We start from the raw sequence: 17,576 nt of genomic DNA, 5'->3' as shown, positions 1-17,576 counted from the left end.
TAATAACTGGATTCAAAAGTTCATATAAATAAAGTAAACAGTATTTATAATATTTCAAATCACCACTTGTAAGGTTAATTTTTAAACCAATCGATTGCAGCTTTTACTTTAGCATCATCAGACAGTGATTTAAAATTATCACCTGCATTGATCAATAAATCGGGTGAAATATCCTCTGCATACACATTATTATCCCTAGCTTTAATATCCCCCCCTGAGTAAGTAAAGATAAGATCATCACTAAATTGCACCAGCTTTGTCATTGTTAAATACCCTGCAGTATTTTCACCAATAAACTTAACATTAGACTTCCCTTTAAAAGCGAGTGCTGTTTGTTCTGCCGCACTACCAGTCAAAGGTCCTAACAACACTGCAATCTTGCTAACTTTAAAAGAGCAATCAGCTTTGGTGTTAGAAATTATATTGCCATTCTCCAGCATACTTCCATTAACTAATTTCACCTCAGTATTACTGTTGGCCTGTTGAACAGTAAACACGGTACCGTCACCAATTAACGGAGATAAACCACTTATTGGTATAGCATATGATCCTCCCAAACTTAATCTTAAGTCCACAATTATTCCATCTAACTTTTGGGAAGTTAAACTGCATAATGAATCTTGCAATGTCTGAGACATACTCGAAAGCATTTCTAAAGCAAGTTTTCTATCTTTTATCAATCCCAGTGAAATAGTAGGTGATGGTACTGATATATAACCATATTTGTCATTAAGTATCTTTGTACAAAATGCATATTGTTCATCATATGCATAAGTATAAAGCGACGAATCTATCTTACGATTAACGTATTTTTTTCTTCCTTTAAAAATATCATTTTTATATATAAGAACACCATGCTGATCACCGAGTAATGAAAAAAGCTTCTGAACTGCTGGAATGATTTGATATATTGAATCAGCAGCTTTAGAGTCTACTGATTTGTAAATAGTAGATTTTATATGTTTCCAATTTACAGAAGTTCTATACATAGAGTTATTCTCTAGCACTCGAACAATAGAATCAAGAACAACATGACGTTGCGCGTAACTGTGTAACGTATTGAAAAGAAACAAAATCACCGCCACTACAATAAAACGCAAATAAATGTATCTCATTAGATAACTTGTAAAAGGATTATAATATTTAGTATTGTTGTTATTAAATAAAGATACTATTTTCAGTAAATTTTAAACAATATTTTTCATTATTCTGACCGATATATCCCGAATACTGCTGGTTCTTTGCTATCATAAATTCTGAAAAATATAACTTGTATGCAGATATCATTTCTTAAAAATCCCCAATTTCAGCGAATGTTTTAGGAAACTAATCTTTTTATCTTTGATTAGGATCTTAATAAAATTATAAAAATGGCACATCGCATTTACATCTATAATATCGACTCCCAATCTGGTGAAAGCTATCCCTATTATTTGGGAGAATGGAACTACGAAATACCCCCTCTTTTATTACCACTTTTTGCTTCTGAAATCAGGGCAAAAGGAAAACTATTATATGCAAACCGAGAAGCGGGAATTGTGTTATTAAGGCAATTCTACACGCTATTGGCCGATGAATACCAATTGCACTATAAAAAGGCGTATTACGAGCCCGTCAATCAGCTATTTGATTTGTTAGAAAACTTACCCTATGATACGTTCTTGATCGATGGTACGGATGTCTTCAATATGAATGAGGAAAGAAAATCAGAACAAGCGAAAGATTGGGTTATTGAAATCCAACAAAAAAATAAAAGTTACCTAAAGGCAACAAAATCTCAAAGCTTAAAACCGCTCGATAGTATATTGAAAGCATCCGGTTATCAAAATTTTCTTGAGGCTCTAAAAACAGATTGGATAAACTACGGATTAGGATATTGGAATGAAGATGTTTATAAACACGATTATGCTGAAGTGTTTACAGAAAATGATGTAAAAGGATTAAAAGATATAAAAGGTAATATCATTACTCCTGCCTACTATGATGAAATATCTGAATTTGAGGATGGAATTGCAGTTATTCAAAAAAACAACAAATTTGGTTACCTAGACACAAAAGGAACTGAAATAGTTCCACCAACTTATGATGATGCATCTCATGTTTTTGAAATTTATTACGGACTAGTTTCAGATTACGATTACGAATTTAAGCATCTAGTTGGTTGTGTAACTTCTGATGCTAAGGTTGGGCTTATAAATATGGTAGATCATCAATTGCTTATTCCACCTATTTATGAGGAGTTAACACATCTATATGGGAATTATTTTAATGCAAAAACAGGTAGCACATACACGTTAATCAATCATAAAAATGAAAACGTCATCAATCAAGATAGTGAAAGTCCTTTTGATTTTGACGGGAGTGAACTTTTCTTTATAAAAATTGCAGGAACTTCAAAGCGTAAGTATTTTAATAATAGAGGGGTCCATATTGGCGATTATCTCGAAGATGTATTACATGTACTGCCCTATAACTTTTTCTATGTAAAACCAAACAAAGGGAATAAAAAAATTGAAATTATCAAATCTGATGGAAAAATTCTTGATACAGAAATAGATCAGGTAATCACACTTTCGAACTACCAGACTTTTGTTTACCTTAAGGCTAAAAAATGGTTTATTTATAATCCGATAAATGAAAATTATCTAAAAGAAGATGCTAATATTCAAAAAATTGAAATTGATTATCTGGCAAACTTCTTTAAAGATATCTACATATTATATACCGAAATTGGTAATGGAATTTTTGATGCCTTTAACAACCATTGGTTACTAGAGCCCAATGCTTCTTATCTTAAAATCGAACAGCTTGAAAAACACTTTTTAAGAGTGCACTTAAAAGATGGAATGCAATATTGGGATGGACAGACCAATCAATTAAGTCCAATTTACGAGTATGTTTCAGAAGTAATTGACCATCATAACGATGAGCTTTTCCTCTATCAGAAAGAAGAATTGTTTTGTCTTGACAAACTGATGAAAATCAGAAAAATTACACCTGAGGAGATGGGTAAATGCTATAACCAAAAAGAGAACTTAAGGGGAAAAGACTTAGCTTTTTTCTTAAAATATTACACCGGTTGGAAATCTAAAATCGGCGCAAATTACTTTCACTATTTCGATAATCAAAGCTTGTACGAATTAGGTCTTGATCTTTTGAAAAAAAACAAAATAGAGGAGGCAATTGAAGTTTTAAAAATAGGTGTGCAGCGAAAGCATCCTCAAATGATGACCGAATTGGCCATGATTTATACCGATACCGAAGATCAAGTTCATGCCAACCTAGCTTTAGGTCTAGAATTATATGAAAAGGCTGCAAAATTAGGAGAAAAGAATGCCTGGAACAATTTGGGATATCACTATCAAAATGGCCTGGGCTGTAAGAAAGATATTGATAAAGCAGTAAATGCATACACTAAAGCTGGAGAATTGGGCAATGGATTAGGATGGGCTAATTTGGGAGATCTTTATTACCACGGCCAATGGGTAGAAAAAGATGAAGACAAAGCGTTAGATTATTATTTAAAAGCCCAGAAATTATATTATTTCAATTCGGATAAGCTAGCCGATATATATTTTACAAAAGAAGATTATAAAAAGGTTCTACCGCTTTTAAAAAAAGATTACGATGAAGAATTTTCACCTATTTACTATGCTATTATGTATGAACGTGGCCTCGGTGGATTAAAAATAAATCTTAAAAAAGCAATCAGCTATTACGAAAAAGCAATGCAGATAGGTGTTTACCATCATGCTGTAAACCAATTATTATATTATTATAGACCTGCTTCAGAATATGCTGATGAAGTTCAATTTGCAAAATGGTATGCGTATGCGGAAGAAAATAATATCGAAATAGATCTGAAAATCTTAGGTCTTGATAAACAGCGAAAAGACACATTAAGTTCATTTTTTAAAAATCTATTTAAAAAGTAATAGAGCCATAAATAGTAATGTCTATAAGACCAGAATATTCTGTGGCCTTATAGACATTACTATTTACTGATTATTTACCACTTCACCAACTTACCGATCCGATAAGTCAATACTCCAGTTGTTGGATTATAGTTATCTGTCGACAGAACCGGCATTGGCATTGCAATCTGATCCTGATCCGGATGATGTGTTCTGTTATGATGAGTTTTTATTTCCTTTGGAATAAACTCTTTATCATTTATCCTCAAATTACTTAAAGTCATATCAATGACTGGGATATCCTTATATCGGAGATACCCCTCTCCTAGTTTACGATCCTTACTGGCAAAATCAAACGCTTTATGATACTGCTCTGTAAAGTATATGATACTTTTGCCCATCACTAACTTCTTGCCAGGAAAAGCCATGGAACCTATGGTATCAATTTTCTTAGTTTCCAAATTTTCAACCGTGTAGGTTACCCACGTATGTTCCATATCGCCCCAGGCGAAATATAGATCTTTAGGATTATAGTGTTCTGGAACTGCTTTTCCAGGAACATAATCTGCTTTTGAAAGTTTTAGGCGATATTTTCCCTTATTCCAATTAAGTTTATTTCGAACACTGATGAAATCACCTTCGCCATCACTACTATTGTAATATCCTTTGGAGCGAGTAGCTTCCTTACTTCGTTCATACCAACGCGAAAAAATCCCACCTCTGCCGATCTGCTGATAGGAATTATCTTTCACACTAAAACCATCAGAATGGGTTTGGATGCCCCCATATATAGGCATACCATTTAAGCTGATGTTGAAAGGTGAAATATAAAACGCATAATCATCAGGAATGTCATTCAATATTTCTACATCGATACTGAAAGATTGAAAGTCACTAACAGCGCTATCTAAAGTAACGAAAGAGTTTGTAAAATGAAGAGGTGCTAGAATCACACTATCGGGATAGGCTCTAGAATTTCTCATCTTTTTCTCCGTTTCCTTATGAAGATCGCTGTTTTCATATTTTTTCTTAAGCTCTTCTTTAGTCTGCGCCAATAGACATGTACTTGAAAGAGAAAGAAGCAATAAAATAGAATGTATTGAATATCGCATTGGGTTATAATTTTAAGACCTAAATTACACTTATTTTTAAATATTCAAATTTAATCACAGCAAATCTTAAAAGAAAAAAAAGTAAGGTTAAAATTATGATGTAGGCAGATCAACACGAACACCATTTTTCCAATAACATGGCTTATAATTTACAGGAACGTCTCCTGTTGAACCTGTTACATAAACATCTTCACCGTTAATAAAAATTCCTGAAGCTTGAGCATTATCTTCTAATTCGTGAAGAACGCCGTTTTTCCAATAACAAGCAGTATGACCAGTACTGTTTGATTGATGTTTATTAATTAATCCAACAGCATAGATATCATTGTTCGATTGTGTAATTTGCAGAACTTCACCATAACGTTCATCCAATACAACAAGTTCTTTATTTTTCCAATAGACCGGAAAACCACAATTACCACCTATATAAACTGTATTTGCACTACCTTGAAAAATTGTTGTTACTTCTTTAAATATTCCTTTGCTCGGCAACGGTAGTTCTTCTGGAGCAGATACACCATTCCAATAAAAAGGTTTACCTATAGCTAATGAGCTTCCTCCGAAATTTCCAGAAACCTTTCCATACATTCCTGCAAACAATGGTTTATCATTATACATTGTCATAGTCCGTAGGACCCCCACACTATCACTATTCATCTTTACCTTCACATTGTTTTTATAATAATACATAACGGTATCTAACAGGAAGCTACCTTGGTCCATCTGATAGGATTCCTTTGCTCCTGACTTATTTTTATATTCAAAATTTATTCTTGATTTATCATCAATAGCTTTACGATAAAAAGTTCCATTCGGAATATTTTTAATAAATGTAGTCGCATCTATCTTTAGACCATCTAACCAATAGACTGTACTAACTTCACCAACAAAGGATCGATAGCCACTAATTGCAACGTGGCCATCAGTCGCGATAATGGATAGACCATTACTTAAGAGCTCCTGTTTGACATCCGATTTTTTACAAGAAAAAAATAGAAATATAATTGAAAATATAGCTAAAAGGCGACTAGGATATATGCGACTCATCATCAATGGAATTTATGTTTACTAAAATTGATTAGTTGTATTGTCAAAGTTAAAAAAAATATAAAGATCAAGCATATATTAATAGTACTTTTTACAGGCTAAATATAGTTGTCGTTTGGTTAGATGAAATGAGTTAAGGATAAGAAATTGTTGAAATAATATAGATTAGATCAATTTATTCTCTGTTGCAACCCTTACTAATTCGATCATATTTTTTGCCTGAAATTTTTTCAGGAGATTTCTGCGGTGAGTTTCTACAGTAATGATGGAAATGAATAACTTCTCAGCTATTTCTGCTGATGTTAGTCCGTCAGCTACAGATTTTAGAATCTGCTGTTCTCTCTTTGTCAGTCGTGGTATTTCGAAAGTATTGAGGGAAGGCCTTAACATAATCTGCTGTACTTCTTTACTTAAAGCAATCTCACCGCCCAATGCTTTTTCGATGCACGCAACGATTTCTTCTGAATCAGCATTTTTTAAGATATAACCATTACCACCATTTTCTAAAAACCGGAAAATAATACTGCGCTCAGCCTGATTGCTTATACCAAGTACAATGGAATGTGGTGATTTTTGTTTAATATTTTTACAAAAATCCAATCCATTACCATCACTTAAAATAATATCCAATAATACAATATCGACTGTATTTTCCTGAATAAAATCCAATATAGCGGCACCTTTTGTAAATGAAAACACTTGAAATTTATGTTCATTTTGAAGTAAAGATCTTAGTCCCTCCACAATCATCGGGTGATCATCAACTATTGCCAGATTTAACGTATTTTTACTAGACATAACATTCGACATTTATTGTAGTCCCTTCCCCTTTTGCAGAAGTAATATCTACCGTTCCATTAATCAATTGTACACGGTTTTCAATGTTCTTTAATCCTAATCCTTTTGTAATTTGATTTTTATCAAATCCAACGCCATCGTCTTCAATGGTAAGATTCAAAAGATCGTCATTCTGACTGATCTGAACAATTACATTATTTGCCTGTGCATACTTGATGACATTGCTTATACTTTCTTGGGTAATGCGATAAAGAGCAAGCTGAGTTTCAAAAGGAATATTTTCCGATAAATCAAAAGCTTCGAATTGAATGCGTAATTTTTTATAACTCATGGATTCACAAAGCTCTGATAATGCAGTTTCAAGACCTAGATTTTTTAAGGTCTCAGGCATCAAATTTCTAGAAATACGACGCATTTCCGAAATAGACCTATCTAGCTTTTGGACGATATCATTTGTTTCATTAATATTTCCTATCCCATCCTTTGAAATGGACATTCTGATGTTGGCCAGCATTCCTCCCATACTATCATGTAGATCCTGGGCAATACGCTGACGTTCCTGCTCTTCTCCTTGTAAAAGAGCGTGTGTTGCATCATATTTCCTTTTGTTCTCAATACGTAACAACTGTTGCTGATGACTCAAACTGATTTGTTCATTCAATTTCCTCTGTTTCGAATAATTGAGATAGGCTAAGAATGCAATAACCAAACTCAAACCAAGCGCAATGCCCAATAATATAGTACGCAGATTCTTATTTCTAGCTAAGAGTTCATTTTCCTTTTTTTCCTGTTCTAAACGATTTATGGTTTGTTGCTTTACTGAAGTTTGATGTGAGATTTCCAACGCGTTCATTTTCTCCAGTAATTTTTTTTGTTGCAGGCTATCGCTTAATGCGCTTGACTTTTTTAACCATTGATAAGCTTGTTTATAGTCGCCCATTAATTCATTAACCGTAGCCAATTGGGTTATTATTATCTTACGATTGATACCTTCTTTTGTCAAGATATCCTCATCTAAAATCCCCTCCATTAAGGCTTTAGCTTTCGTATAATCTTTTTGCATCAGATAAACATTATACATCCTAAATTTTAACATCTGCAACATCTTTCCTTGCTTTTTTATTTTTGCCAATGGAATACCCTTACTTAGATTTTCCAAAGCTGGAGTAAATTCCAGTTTTGTTGTATGATATATGGCTACCTGATAATAATAATTAGCCGCATGCTGTGTATTGGGATATTTTTTAATAAGTGCTGTTGCCTTGTCCAGATAGATTTTTGCAGTTTTGCTGTCAGGTTTATAACAGTAATTACTAACAAGATTGAGGTAAGTAATAAGATGAGCTGTATTTTGTTCAGGTATACTAAGGAGTTGCTCCAATGCCTTTTTTTGATATTCTTCAGCAGTATTAAGCTGTCCAACAGACATAAAAGTTAAGCCTAATTGGGTATAGCAATAAGCTAAAAGTTCTGTATTTCCACTTTTTTCACTCAAGGGTATACATTTCTCAGTCAAAGTCTTGACCAAAAAATCATAACCTTTGTCCTCCATTTGCATGTATGCGTAGTTATACCAAGATTTGATCAAGGTACCTTTATTCTTTGATTCTTTTTCAAGTATAGATATCGCATCATTGTACAATTGTTTAGCCTTAGTTTTATCACCTTGACTTGTTTCATACACTGCCTGGTAATAATTTAAAAGTCCGGAGCTTAAAATATTTTTATTCTTAGCGTGTAATACTGCATCCAATGCCTGCTTGCTTTTTAAAGCGTCTGTTGGCGCCCAATATTCTGAAAGCAGTAAATAATTGTAGAGGCGTGTACTATCGCTATTACCACGATTGATCTGATCATTAATTTGCCTTACATAAGCCTCTTCATCCAACGGGATAAGCTGTTGTGCTTTCGCATAATATGCAAAAATAAAAATCGAAAATATGATTGATAAAAAATATCGCTTTAACATGGGTTTAGTAATTAAATGACAAATATCTGCATAAAAAGAGTTGATCTTTTATTTGCAAAAAAAATCATGGTAAACCATTAGAAATTAAATCATGGTTTAAGATGATTGTTCAAATAACCCAATCTATGGAAATTTGCTATCACAAAATAAATAAAATTAGTAATTATGAAAAAAGTAAATGTAAAAATAGCACTTTTAGGGATTTTGTCAGCGCTGACATTTAGCATGTTGACGATAGGCTGTAGTAAAGATGATGATAATACAATACCAGAACAAAAGGGAAGTCACTATAAAATCACAGTAACCCTTAACAATGTAAATGCTGACCAGGATTTTGTTTCGATTGCTGTGGCAGGAGGAAATCCAGGCGGAAAAACAGATGTCTGGAAAGTTAATGGTGTCGTGAAAACAGGTGAATCGGCTATTGGATTAGGCGATACTGATTTCACTGGTGCTACTAAAACATACGTTATTGAAACGACAGAACCGATTCGCGCATTTTCAGGCGGTGTACAAATAATCAATTATGGCGCACCTTTATCTGTGGACTATAAAATAGAAGTAGATGGTAAAGTTAAAGTTACTGAAAATCCTACACTAACAGGAGATGGTGCGAACTTAACGAAACAATATTCGTTCTAAGATTCTTAGCTATTTATATTATTTATAATAGATTTTATTTAAAATCTCGTGATATAACAAGAAAAGCCTCTATCGAGGCTTTTCTTGTTTATTGATTAATACAATAGCAAACAGAATCAATATAATTCCACCCCACTGTATTGTATGAACTGACTCATTTAATATAATTACTGCCGATAATATCGATACAGGAATCTCCAAGCTGGCAAAGATATTACCAAGTGAAATTCCAACTTGCGGAATACCTTTAGTGAAAAGAAGTGGAGGCAGAATAGTTCCAAAAATCGCAATCATAATTCCCCAATATAAACTGACCGCACTCATTTGTTCGACAATATGAATATTCCAGAATAAAACAACTAAGATTAATCCACCAAGAACAAGATACTTACTTCGTAAATGACTGGGTACATCTAAAGCTACGGAACTTGAAGCAAAGAGTGACAAAGTGTATGAGGCTCCGGCTCCTAATCCCAATAGAAGACCTTTTACGCTGATATTAAGTTCAGTTTCAAAAATATTTGTCGCAAGCACTGTACCAATTAAAACAATGATTACACCGATTATTTTAGCTGTAGTGGGTCGTTTTTTATGGACAACAATCTCCACAATGAGACTAATCCAGATAGACTGCATGAGAAGAATAATTCCTACGGATACAGGAATATACTGAATCGAAAGGTAGTATAATGTGGTTGTGAGTCCAAGTGATGTTCCCCAAAATACCAATCTTGACTTTGATCTGAAAGATACAATAACCTTCTTCTCCCCTCTTCTTTTTTTCCAGATCAGGTCGAGGAATAATAGAAATATAAATCCAATAAAAAATTGCCAAAATGTTAGGGCACTTGTCCCTATACCTAAACCATTCGCATATTTAACGATAGTCGCCAATAATCCGTAACTAATGGCGCCTGCAAGTACATAAATAACTGCTTTAAAGTTTTTCATAGTAAAAGTAGTTATTAAATAAAGCCAATTGATTGGAAAGCGATCTGCTCCAGTAAGCGGTATCGTGACGACCATTTGATTCCTGGTAAATATGATCTACATTTGCCTTTATCAGCTGATTATGAAAGTCACGATTCATACCGATCATCTGCTCGTCCTGAATACCGCAGTCCAAAATATAAAACTGATCTGCAGTTTGCATTTTTGCGAACTTACTGGATGTCAGAAATGCTCGATCTAACTGTTCGTATTGACCTAATACTTGATCAACTTGGTATCCATGATAAGCTTCTCCAAATCGAGTAAAATCCAATGCTCCACATGAACTGCCTACTAATGAGAATGATTTTGAATAAGTAACACCAATATTTATAGCGCCATACCCTCCCATACTCCAACCGAGGATCCCTCTACTTTCTCTATGAGCAAAGACTGGATAATGTGCATCTACATAGTTTACTAATTCATCTCCTATAAAAGTTTGATATTGTGATCCTATGTCGATGGGACTATCGACATACCAGCTGTTAAAATTAGCATCAGGTAAAACATAAATAGTTTGGTAAAGTTCCGACTTTGCGAAAAGATCTGGAATATCTTGTTGATGAGTTCTTTCGGAATTGCCACTATAACCGTGCAAAATATAAACAGATTTATAGCTTTTCCCCGCTATTATATGAGGTGTGATAATGACCACTGGAATTTTCTTGTTCATTTTCGCACTATAAACATGTTCATGGACTATGTGTTGTCCAAAAACAGGAAGTATTAATGTAAAAATAAAGCACATCATTGCAATTTTTTTCATCTTCTTATTGTTTTAATTCAAGACAAAAGTCAAGTTTCAAAAGATGAAAAACGTTTACATATGTTGAAGGATTAAAAATTTAATTCTTTTCGTATTCGACTGAGTTGTGTTGGCGTAATGCCAAGATAGGAGGCAATATGATGTTGCTTAAGTCTTTTAAACAATTTCTGATTTTCATAAAGCTTGATATAACGTATTTTTGCTGTATCCCATTTCAGGTCGATTTCCAAAGGCTCTTTTTTTACAACCCAATTTTTCTCTAAATAATGAATATGAAACAATGCAAGATCGTGATATTTGATCAGCAATTCACGAAAAACTTGAGCAGGATACATAATTACTTCACAATCTTCAAGCGCTATGATGTGGAATAAACTTGGCTTATGTTCAATAATTGCGGCTGTGGAAGCCACAAAGCTATTCTCTTCAAAGAAAAGTTTGAAAATTGTATTACCACTCTCATTAATAGTATAGTAACCCAGCAATCCTTTACGAACATAATAATAATAACGTGCCATATCTCCCGCTCTTAAAATTAAATCATTCTTTTTAAAAGAGTGTATTTTGCAGATTGCCTTCAGAGCATCTGCTGTTTCTTCAGATAGTGAATAATAGGCATTTATCTGTTTCAAAAAATCATCCATGTCGAGTTGAATTACTATCCGCTAAATTAGGTAATGAAAAATAAATATTAGACTATATTCTGTATGCATTAATAATCACTTGGCATAAATTACCACCAGCTTCCCGAAATATTTAGTTATTTTCGCTAGATCGCTATTTATAAAACATCAGCTTTAAAAGAATATATTTTAAAAGTGTTTTAAGAAATTTTGAAATGTTGCTAATACATGATAAAAAACAGTAAAAATAAAAGAACAACCTACGTTGGTTTAGTAGCTATCACAATAATACTTGGTTTGGTTTCTAGAAGAATTGATTTTGTTCCTGCAATAACAGGCGACGTGTTATACGCTATAATGGTATATTGGATCTTTCGTTTTCTATTTTTTACGCGTCCACTCCTATTTTCAATTATACTCACTCTAGTTTTCTGCTTTTCGATAGAATGCATGCAATTAATACAAACTTCCTTCTTTATTTATATCAGAAACAACCCAGTTCTTCGTCTTGTTTTTGGGCAAGGTTTTCTCTGGTCAGATCTATTCGGTTATATCGCTGGTACCTGTATTGCCTATCTATTGGACAGAACTCTTAGAAAAACTTTAGAGAATTAAAAGTCAGAACTATAGTATCATGATAATAACTGTATTAGATATTTATTTATAATAAAAAAGAAACTTATGATTAAAGGATTATTTGAAACTCATATTGAAGTGAGTAATTTGGAAAATGCAATCACATTCTATTCAAAAAAAATAAATTTGGAATTAGCTTTCATTGACCACCCACGTCGAATCGCATTTTTATGGCTGACTGCAGATAAAAAGGCGATGTTAGGTTTATGGGAAAAAAATCCCTCTATACAAAAAAGACACTTCGCATTTCAATGTGATCTCGAGTTTGTACGCGACGATGCAGTATCTTGGTTAGAAAAAAATGATCTAAAACCTTACAATTTCTTGAAAGATGATTCGACAGAACCTATGGTTTTTGCATGGATGCCAGCACTTGCAATCTATTTTGATGATCCTGATGGCAATAGTTTGGAATTCATCAGTATGCTTGAAGGAAAAGGGCAACCAGAACATGGTGTACTGCGCTATGCCGATTGGTTAAAAGTAGTAGGAAAACATGAAAAGTAAATAAATTCATATTTAAAGACATCTCTATTTATCGATATTTACACATCTTATGACCACCCAGCTAACTTTTAAAAAATATACCGAAGAAGACTTTTCAGACTATCTTAATCTTGTTAAAGAAGATGACCTGATGCAATACATCACCGGAAAAGGTCTATCTGAAACAGATGCTAAGAGAAGGTTTGCATTTATCTTAGATTTAGGCAAACAGCATGATTCTCTTGGTTATTACCAAGTATTGGATACAGCTACTGGTCAAATCATTGGTGATTGCAAACTAGTCTTCTACAAAAGAAATATCCATATTTTTGAAATTGGTTATTTACTGCGAAAAGAGCATTGGAAAAAAGGTCTAGGAACTAAAATTTGTGAATATTTGTTATCCCAAGCGTCAACCATCAATAGAAAAAATGATGTAATTGCTGTCATTCACCCAGAAAACATCGCTTCAAGAAAACTACTCGAAAAATTTAATTTTAAAAGCTATTTTAAAGGAAATGAAGATGGTACTACAATCGAAAAGCTGATATTAAAACGGACTTAAAAAAGATATATCCTGTATACATATCATCCTTCAAAATACCCAGTAACAATTCACTATATAATCATAAAAACTCATTACTAAAATGATTCTTAGAACAGCATTAAATAAAATAATGTTGTTTCTTAAGATATCATTCCCAAGAAACAACATTAAAATGTGCGCTGTACGGACATACCAACAATCAGCGAAATTGATCTATCGTTATTAGTATCGAACGGTATCAGAAGCTAGAAATGGTAACTGATAAGATCCTGTGTCGATCAGAACTTGTTTTGATATCTTCCTTAAATTTTCAACACTTGCCAACGTCGCTTTTGTCTGATAGGCATAGATTTGTTTCAATTTTGGCATTTTATTGAGCTTTTCTAACCCTTTATCAGTAACTGGCACTGCAAATAAATTTAGATAGGATAAAGCTGGATGTCCATTCAGATGTTCAAGTCCTAAATCTGTAATTTTTGTATTTTCTAAATGTAACTTCATTAGGTTTGGGAATTCGGCCATCATCTTGAGGCTTTGATCAGTTATAGCGGTATTCCCTAATTTCAACTGCACAATGTTATCCTTGATCTTTAAAAGATCTTTTAAGTCTTGATCCTTAAATTCAGGATAGTTAATTGCGTTGATTGTTACATATTCACTATTACCTGCAATAGGCAAAACTTTAATTCCTTTTGCTTGTAACTGCTGTACAAAATCAGCCGGTAGCTTTTTTGCCTCCGGTAATTCTTCAAATGGAGAAGTCGGTTCACTTCCCTTTTCTAATTTCCCTAAAATTTCTTTTATTTCTGCTGTCTGCGCCAAGTCACTTGATTTTTTAGCAAAATCAGCACCTTCTTTCACCCACCATCCGATCAACTTAATTTGTTCTGCAGTAATTGGCTTACGGCCTTTTGGAGGCATTCTTTTCTTATGACCCTCTGGCAATATCAATCGCGCATATAATTCACTCTTTTCTAAATCATTTGCAACCAGTACTGTCCCACCATCACCACCTTTTAATAAATGTGCTTGATCGTGAAGAGCAAAACCACCTTCTTGCTTTTTCTCGCCGTGACAACTTTGACATCGCTGTTTAAGAATGGGCTGAATAATTCCGGAATATACCTGCGCTTGTTGCACATTAGTCAGTAAAACAGGTTCTTCAGATGCATCCTCTATCCCGACAACAGTTTTAATCGCTGTAGGAAGCGCATCTTTAAAATACCCTTTCCCATGTGTTAAAGTACCTCCAAAGTGACCAGTAATGCCAATAAGAATAAACATCAAAAATAATAATGTAACACGCTTAGATTTAAACTTTTGAATGAATGAATTACGAACACCTTCCTTATATAAAAAATATAAAAAAAGACTAATAGCAGCAACTGCAAGTCCTAACCACTGATGGAAATTCAAAGTATCTTGCTCATAACCGCCTTGTAAAGACAACAGATACCCTGTAAAACAAGCGAATATAGCCGCCACACTACCAAACAATAAGGATAATGATATTGCTGGGCCTATATTCTTATAATTTTCCTTTCTTGAGAAAAGTGCCAATACACAGGCAATAACTAACATTCCAATAGGAAGATGTACCATAACTGGGTGCCATCTTCCTGTAAAATTCATTAACTCTTCAAAAAACAACATCATGATTTATAGCGTGTCTTTAAAAGATTTAACATAAAGACATTGATACTCCATTGATCAGCTACAGGCTGTTGTGTATAAGGTAAAGTCGGTAAATATCCAGCGGGACCAAATTCAGTTGTTATGGTTAGGACTTTTGCTTTACTTTCTTTGTGAATACGTACAATTTCATCCCACCATGCCAAATGCTGATCCAAAATAGATTTCCATTCTGGAGCTGCGGGATCATTAACCTGTGGTCCTTGCGGATGACCAATACGGGCGTGTATATGTCCAGTTTTTAAAAGCGCCAATTGAACGGCTTCTTTCTGATCTGATAACATGGACTCATGAACATTACACCAATGTGATATATCTAATGTTAAACGCAAATGCGGAATCTCTTCTAAATATTTTTTTGTAATATGTGCGGCAAAGCTAAATCGGCCGCGGTGTGTTTCATGTCTAACTGGGATACCCGTTTTTTTAGAAATGGCTTCTGCTGCATCAATCAAAGCTTTATTTTGTTCAAACGTATAATACTCTTTTCCAGTATGACAATTAATATAATCTGGTTTTTGTTGCGCGGCATCCTCAACATTTTTTATAAAAGAAGCAAGATACTGATCAAAATTGGCACCGCCACCTCCACTTAATAAACCCAAAGAAAGGTTATGTTTTTTTAAAGCATTAAACATGGCTGTACGCTCTTCCCCTGCCGCTGGAAGCCAGGTCTCTAAACCATCAAATCCAGCCTGACTTACTCGAGCACAGTAGCTGTCCCATGACTCTGACATACCCCAATTGGTACAATAGAACTTTATTTTTAAATTATTATTCACTTGAGCTTGATTTGGTAGAGCCCATAAAATAAAAAGCATAATGCTGTATATATATTTCATTCCAATTATTTATTAAACAACTGCACTAATCAGGTTACCTTCAACATCCGTTAAACGGAATGGTCGGCCCTGAAATTCATAAGTAAATTTTTCATGATCGAAACCGAGCAAATGAAGCATTGTCGCATGTACATCATGAACGGACGATCTTCCGCTTACACCCGTAAACCCGATTTCATCAGTCTCTCCATAGGTCACCCCTTTCTTGACACCGCCTCCTGCCATCCAGATCGTATAGGCATCAGTATGATGATCACGTCCTAAAAAGGGCATATCGCTGTTATCTCTATTTTCCTGCATTGGAGTTCGTCCAAATTCTCCTCCCCACACTACAAGCGTTTCGTCCAGCAATCCACGTTGCTTAAGATCCATAATCAATGCGGTCATAGGTCTGTCAATTTCCCTACATTTATTACGGAAACCATAATCGATAGAATCGGAGGCATTAGTTCCATGGCTATCCCATCCCCAATCAAACAACTGTACATAACGGACTCCTTGTTCGACCAGTTTTCGTGCTAATAAACAATTATTCGCAAAAGACTCTTTACCCGGTTCTGTACCATATAATTCATGAATATGCGCCGGTTCTTGACTGATGTCCATAACCTCTGGAACCGCGACCTGCATTTTGTAAGCCATCTCATATTGGGCTATTCGAGATAATGTTTCAGGATCCTTATAGGTATTATATTCGTCCTTGTTGACTTCATTAATCGCATCGATAGCATGTCTCTTTAAGTCTCTGCTCATGCCTTCCGGATCGGCAAGATATAGAACAGGATCACCTTTCGAACGGCATTGCACACCCTGATATACTGAAGGTAAGAATCCTGATCCCCAAACACTTTTTCCGGCATCAGGAGTCTTTCCTCCTGAAGTCAATACTACGAAACCTGGCAAGTTGCTGTTTTCTGATCCTAAACCATAAGTTACCCAAGATCCGATACTAGGCCTACCCAATCTTGCACTACCAGTTTGCATAAACATCTGTGCAGGACCATGATTAAACTGGTCTGTATGTACAGCCTTTAAAAAGCTTACATCGTCCACAACTTTACTAAAATGCGGTAGATGATCGGAAACCCAAGCTCCACTTTGCCCATACTGTTTGAAAGTCGCTTGAGGACCTAGCATTTTAGGAGTACCTCTGATAAATGCAAAAGTTTTACCTGCTAATAGTGACTCAGGACAGGGTTGATTATGTAATGTCTGCAACACTGGCTTATAGTCAAAAAGTTCCAATTGTGAAGGAGCCCCTGCCATATGCAAGTAAATGACACTTTTTGCTTTTCCAGGAAAATGAGGTGATTTTGGTACAAGTGGATTTAATGCATTTAAATCTATAGCTCCAGATCCACTGGAGTTCCCTCCACAACTTGCCAAAAAACTTGCTAATGCTATGCTTCCAACACCTGCCACACAATCTTTCAAAAAATGTCTACGCGTTACCGCCTGCAATTTCTGCTGTTGCAATTCACGAAATAATTTATCGAGATCTTTCATGTC

General features: G+C 34.5%; 16 protein-coding genes. 5 read left to right on the top strand and 11 right to left on the bottom strand.

The window, feature by feature from the left end:
- Positions 1 to 74: 74 nt before the first annotated feature.
- A complete protein-coding gene (locus FHR29_RS02855) occupies positions 75 to 1,115 on the bottom strand; it encodes a S41 family peptidase (RefSeq protein WP_183912169.1) in 1,041 nt (346 codons plus the stop codon).
- Positions 1,116 to 1,370: 255 nt separating this feature from the next.
- Here FHR29_RS02855 and FHR29_RS02850 point away from each other — a divergent pair, with 255 nt between their 5' ends.
- On the top strand, positions 1,371 to 3,935 hold the full coding sequence (locus FHR29_RS02850; protein ID WP_183912168.1) for an SEL1-like repeat protein: 2,565 nt from the start codon (positions 1,371 to 1,373) through the stop codon (positions 3,933 to 3,935).
- Between the two features lie 74 nt (positions 3,936 to 4,009).
- Here FHR29_RS02850 and FHR29_RS02845 read toward each other — a convergent pair whose 3' ends face one another.
- The 4 genes from FHR29_RS02845 to FHR29_RS02830 form a co-directional block, all read right to left on the bottom strand.
- Entirely contained in the window at positions 4,010 to 5,026 is a 1,017-nt protein-coding gene (locus FHR29_RS02845; protein ID WP_183912166.1) for a hypothetical protein, read from the bottom strand.
- Between the two features lie 93 nt (positions 5,027 to 5,119).
- Complete coding sequence (locus tag FHR29_RS02840) at positions 5,120 to 6,076, bottom strand: hypothetical protein (RefSeq protein ID WP_168126937.1); 957 nt, start codon at positions 6,074 to 6,076, stop codon at positions 5,120 to 5,122.
- A gap of 162 nt (positions 6,077 to 6,238) precedes the next feature.
- Positions 6,239 to 6,871: a response regulator transcription factor gene (locus FHR29_RS02835; protein ID WP_132842343.1), complete on the bottom strand. Its 633-nt coding sequence runs from the start codon at positions 6,869 to 6,871 to the stop codon at positions 6,239 to 6,241.
- The gene (locus FHR29_RS02830) at positions 6,864 to 8,840 is read right to left on the bottom strand and encodes a sensor histidine kinase (RefSeq protein ID WP_183912164.1); all 1,977 of its coding nucleotides are present in this window, start codon (positions 8,838 to 8,840) and stop codon (positions 6,864 to 6,866) included. Before FHR29_RS02830 ends, FHR29_RS02835 begins: the two co-directional genes overlap by 8 nt.
- Before the next feature lie 165 nt (positions 8,841 to 9,005).
- Between FHR29_RS02830 and FHR29_RS02825 the strand changes: the two genes are divergently transcribed.
- The gene (locus FHR29_RS02825; RefSeq protein ID WP_021189107.1) at positions 9,006 to 9,482 is read left to right on the top strand and encodes a hypothetical protein; all 477 of its coding nucleotides are present in this window, start codon (positions 9,006 to 9,008) and stop codon (positions 9,480 to 9,482) included.
- Between the two features lie 69 nt (positions 9,483 to 9,551).
- Here FHR29_RS02825 and FHR29_RS02820 read toward each other — a convergent pair whose 3' ends face one another.
- The 3 genes from FHR29_RS02820 to FHR29_RS02810 form a co-directional block, all read right to left on the bottom strand.
- Positions 9,552 to 10,433 carry a DMT family transporter gene (locus FHR29_RS02820; RefSeq protein WP_183912162.1) on the bottom strand — a complete coding sequence of 294 codons (882 nt, stop codon included), beginning with the start codon at positions 10,431 to 10,433 and terminating at the stop codon, positions 9,552 to 9,554.
- A complete protein-coding gene (locus FHR29_RS02815; protein ID WP_183912160.1) occupies positions 10,420 to 11,241 on the bottom strand; it encodes an alpha/beta hydrolase family protein in 822 nt (273 codons plus the stop codon). Before FHR29_RS02815 ends, FHR29_RS02820 begins: the two co-directional genes overlap by 14 nt.
- 71 nt (positions 11,242 to 11,312) lie before the next feature.
- Positions 11,313 to 11,885, bottom strand: a complete 573-nt coding sequence (locus FHR29_RS02810; protein WP_132772994.1) for a Crp/Fnr family transcriptional regulator — start codon at positions 11,883 to 11,885, stop codon at positions 11,313 to 11,315.
- 207 nt (positions 11,886 to 12,092) lie between these two features.
- Here FHR29_RS02810 and FHR29_RS26795 point away from each other — a divergent pair, with 207 nt between their 5' ends.
- From FHR29_RS26795 to FHR29_RS02795, 3 genes are all read left to right on the top strand, one after another.
- On the top strand, positions 12,093 to 12,479 hold the full coding sequence (locus FHR29_RS26795) for a DUF2809 domain-containing protein (protein WP_183912158.1): 387 nt from the start codon (positions 12,093 to 12,095) through the stop codon (positions 12,477 to 12,479).
- Between the two features lie 66 nt (positions 12,480 to 12,545).
- Positions 12,546 to 13,007 carry a VOC family protein gene (locus FHR29_RS02800; RefSeq protein WP_183912156.1) on the top strand — a complete coding sequence of 154 codons (462 nt, stop codon included), beginning with the start codon at positions 12,546 to 12,548 and terminating at the stop codon, positions 13,005 to 13,007.
- 49 nt (positions 13,008 to 13,056) lie between these two features.
- Entirely contained in the window at positions 13,057 to 13,551 is a 495-nt protein-coding gene (locus FHR29_RS02795) for a GNAT family N-acetyltransferase (protein ID WP_183912154.1), read from the top strand.
- Positions 13,552 to 13,755: 204 nt separating this feature from the next.
- On the opposite strand, the gene FHR29_RS02790 is transcribed toward FHR29_RS02795, so the two are convergent.
- From FHR29_RS02790 to FHR29_RS02780, 3 genes are read right to left on the bottom strand one after another with little or no spacing between them, the layout of a single operon-like run.
- Positions 13,756 to 15,189, bottom strand: coding sequence for a c-type cytochrome domain-containing protein (locus tag FHR29_RS02790; RefSeq protein WP_260291666.1), 1,434 nt, complete (start codon positions 15,187 to 15,189; stop codon positions 13,756 to 13,758).
- A complete protein-coding gene (locus FHR29_RS02785; RefSeq protein WP_260291664.1) occupies positions 15,186 to 16,067 on the bottom strand; it encodes a sugar phosphate isomerase/epimerase in 882 nt (293 codons plus the stop codon). The genes FHR29_RS02790 and FHR29_RS02785 overlap by 4 nt, the downstream gene beginning before the upstream one ends.
- A gap of 12 nt (positions 16,068 to 16,079) precedes the next feature.
- Positions 16,080 to 17,573, bottom strand: a complete 1,494-nt coding sequence (locus FHR29_RS02780; RefSeq protein WP_132773005.1) for a DUF1501 domain-containing protein — start codon at positions 17,571 to 17,573, stop codon at positions 16,080 to 16,082.
- Positions 17,574 to 17,576: the final 3 nt, after the last annotated feature.

The organism is Sphingobacterium sp. JUb56 (assembly GCF_014191365.1).
GTDB lineage: Bacteria > Bacteroidota > Bacteroidia > Sphingobacteriales > Sphingobacteriaceae > Sphingobacterium > Sphingobacterium anhuiense.
Note: the sequence above shows the minus strand (reverse complement) of the source record. Positions and strands in the feature narration are given on the sequence as shown.

Bases quoted from the DNA above. Each gene is read 5' to 3' on its own strand.
- FHR29_RS02855 (WP_183912169.1), bottom strand. From the start codon at position 1,115: ATGAGATACATTTATTTGCGTTTTATTGTAGTGGCGGTGATTTTGTTT.
- FHR29_RS02850 (WP_183912168.1), top strand. From the start codon at position 1,371: ATGGCACATCGCATTTACATCTATAATATCGACTCCCAATCTGGTGAA.
- FHR29_RS02845 (WP_183912166.1), bottom strand. From the start codon at position 5,026: ATGCGATATTCAATACATTCTATTTTATTGCTTCTTTCTCTTTCAAGT.
- FHR29_RS02840 (WP_168126937.1), bottom strand. From the start codon at position 6,076: ATGATGAGTCGCATATATCCTAGTCGCCTTTTAGCTATATTTTCAATT.
- FHR29_RS02835 (WP_132842343.1), bottom strand. From the start codon at position 6,871: ATGTCTAGTAAAAATACGTTAAATCTGGCAATAGTTGATGATCACCCG.
- FHR29_RS02830 (WP_183912164.1), bottom strand. From the start codon at position 8,840: ATGTTAAAGCGATATTTTTTATCAATCATATTTTCGATTTTTATTTTT.
- FHR29_RS02825 (WP_021189107.1), top strand. From the start codon at position 9,006: ATGAAAAAAGTAAATGTAAAAATAGCACTTTTAGGGATTTTGTCAGCG.
- FHR29_RS02820 (WP_183912162.1), bottom strand. From the start codon at position 10,433: ATGAAAAACTTTAAAGCAGTTATTTATGTACTTGCAGGCGCCATTAGT.
- FHR29_RS02815 (WP_183912160.1), bottom strand. From the start codon at position 11,241: ATGAAAAAAATTGCAATGATGTGCTTTATTTTTACATTAATACTTCCT.
- FHR29_RS02810 (WP_132772994.1), bottom strand. From the start codon at position 11,885: ATGGATGATTTTTTGAAACAGATAAATGCCTATTATTCACTATCTGAA.
- FHR29_RS26795 (WP_183912158.1), top strand. From the start codon at position 12,093: ATGATAAAAAACAGTAAAAATAAAAGAACAACCTACGTTGGTTTAGTA.
- FHR29_RS02800 (WP_183912156.1), top strand. From the start codon at position 12,546: ATGATTAAAGGATTATTTGAAACTCATATTGAAGTGAGTAATTTGGAA.
- FHR29_RS02795 (WP_183912154.1), top strand. From the start codon at position 13,057: ATGACCACCCAGCTAACTTTTAAAAAATATACCGAAGAAGACTTTTCA.
- FHR29_RS02790 (WP_260291666.1), bottom strand. From the start codon at position 15,189: ATGATGTTGTTTTTTGAAGAGTTAATGAATTTTACAGGAAGATGGCAC.
- FHR29_RS02785 (WP_260291664.1), bottom strand. From the start codon at position 16,067: ATGAAATATATATACAGCATTATGCTTTTTATTTTATGGGCTCTACCA.
- FHR29_RS02780 (WP_132773005.1), bottom strand. From the start codon at position 17,573: ATGAAAGATCTCGATAAATTATTTCGTGAATTGCAACAGCAGAAATTG.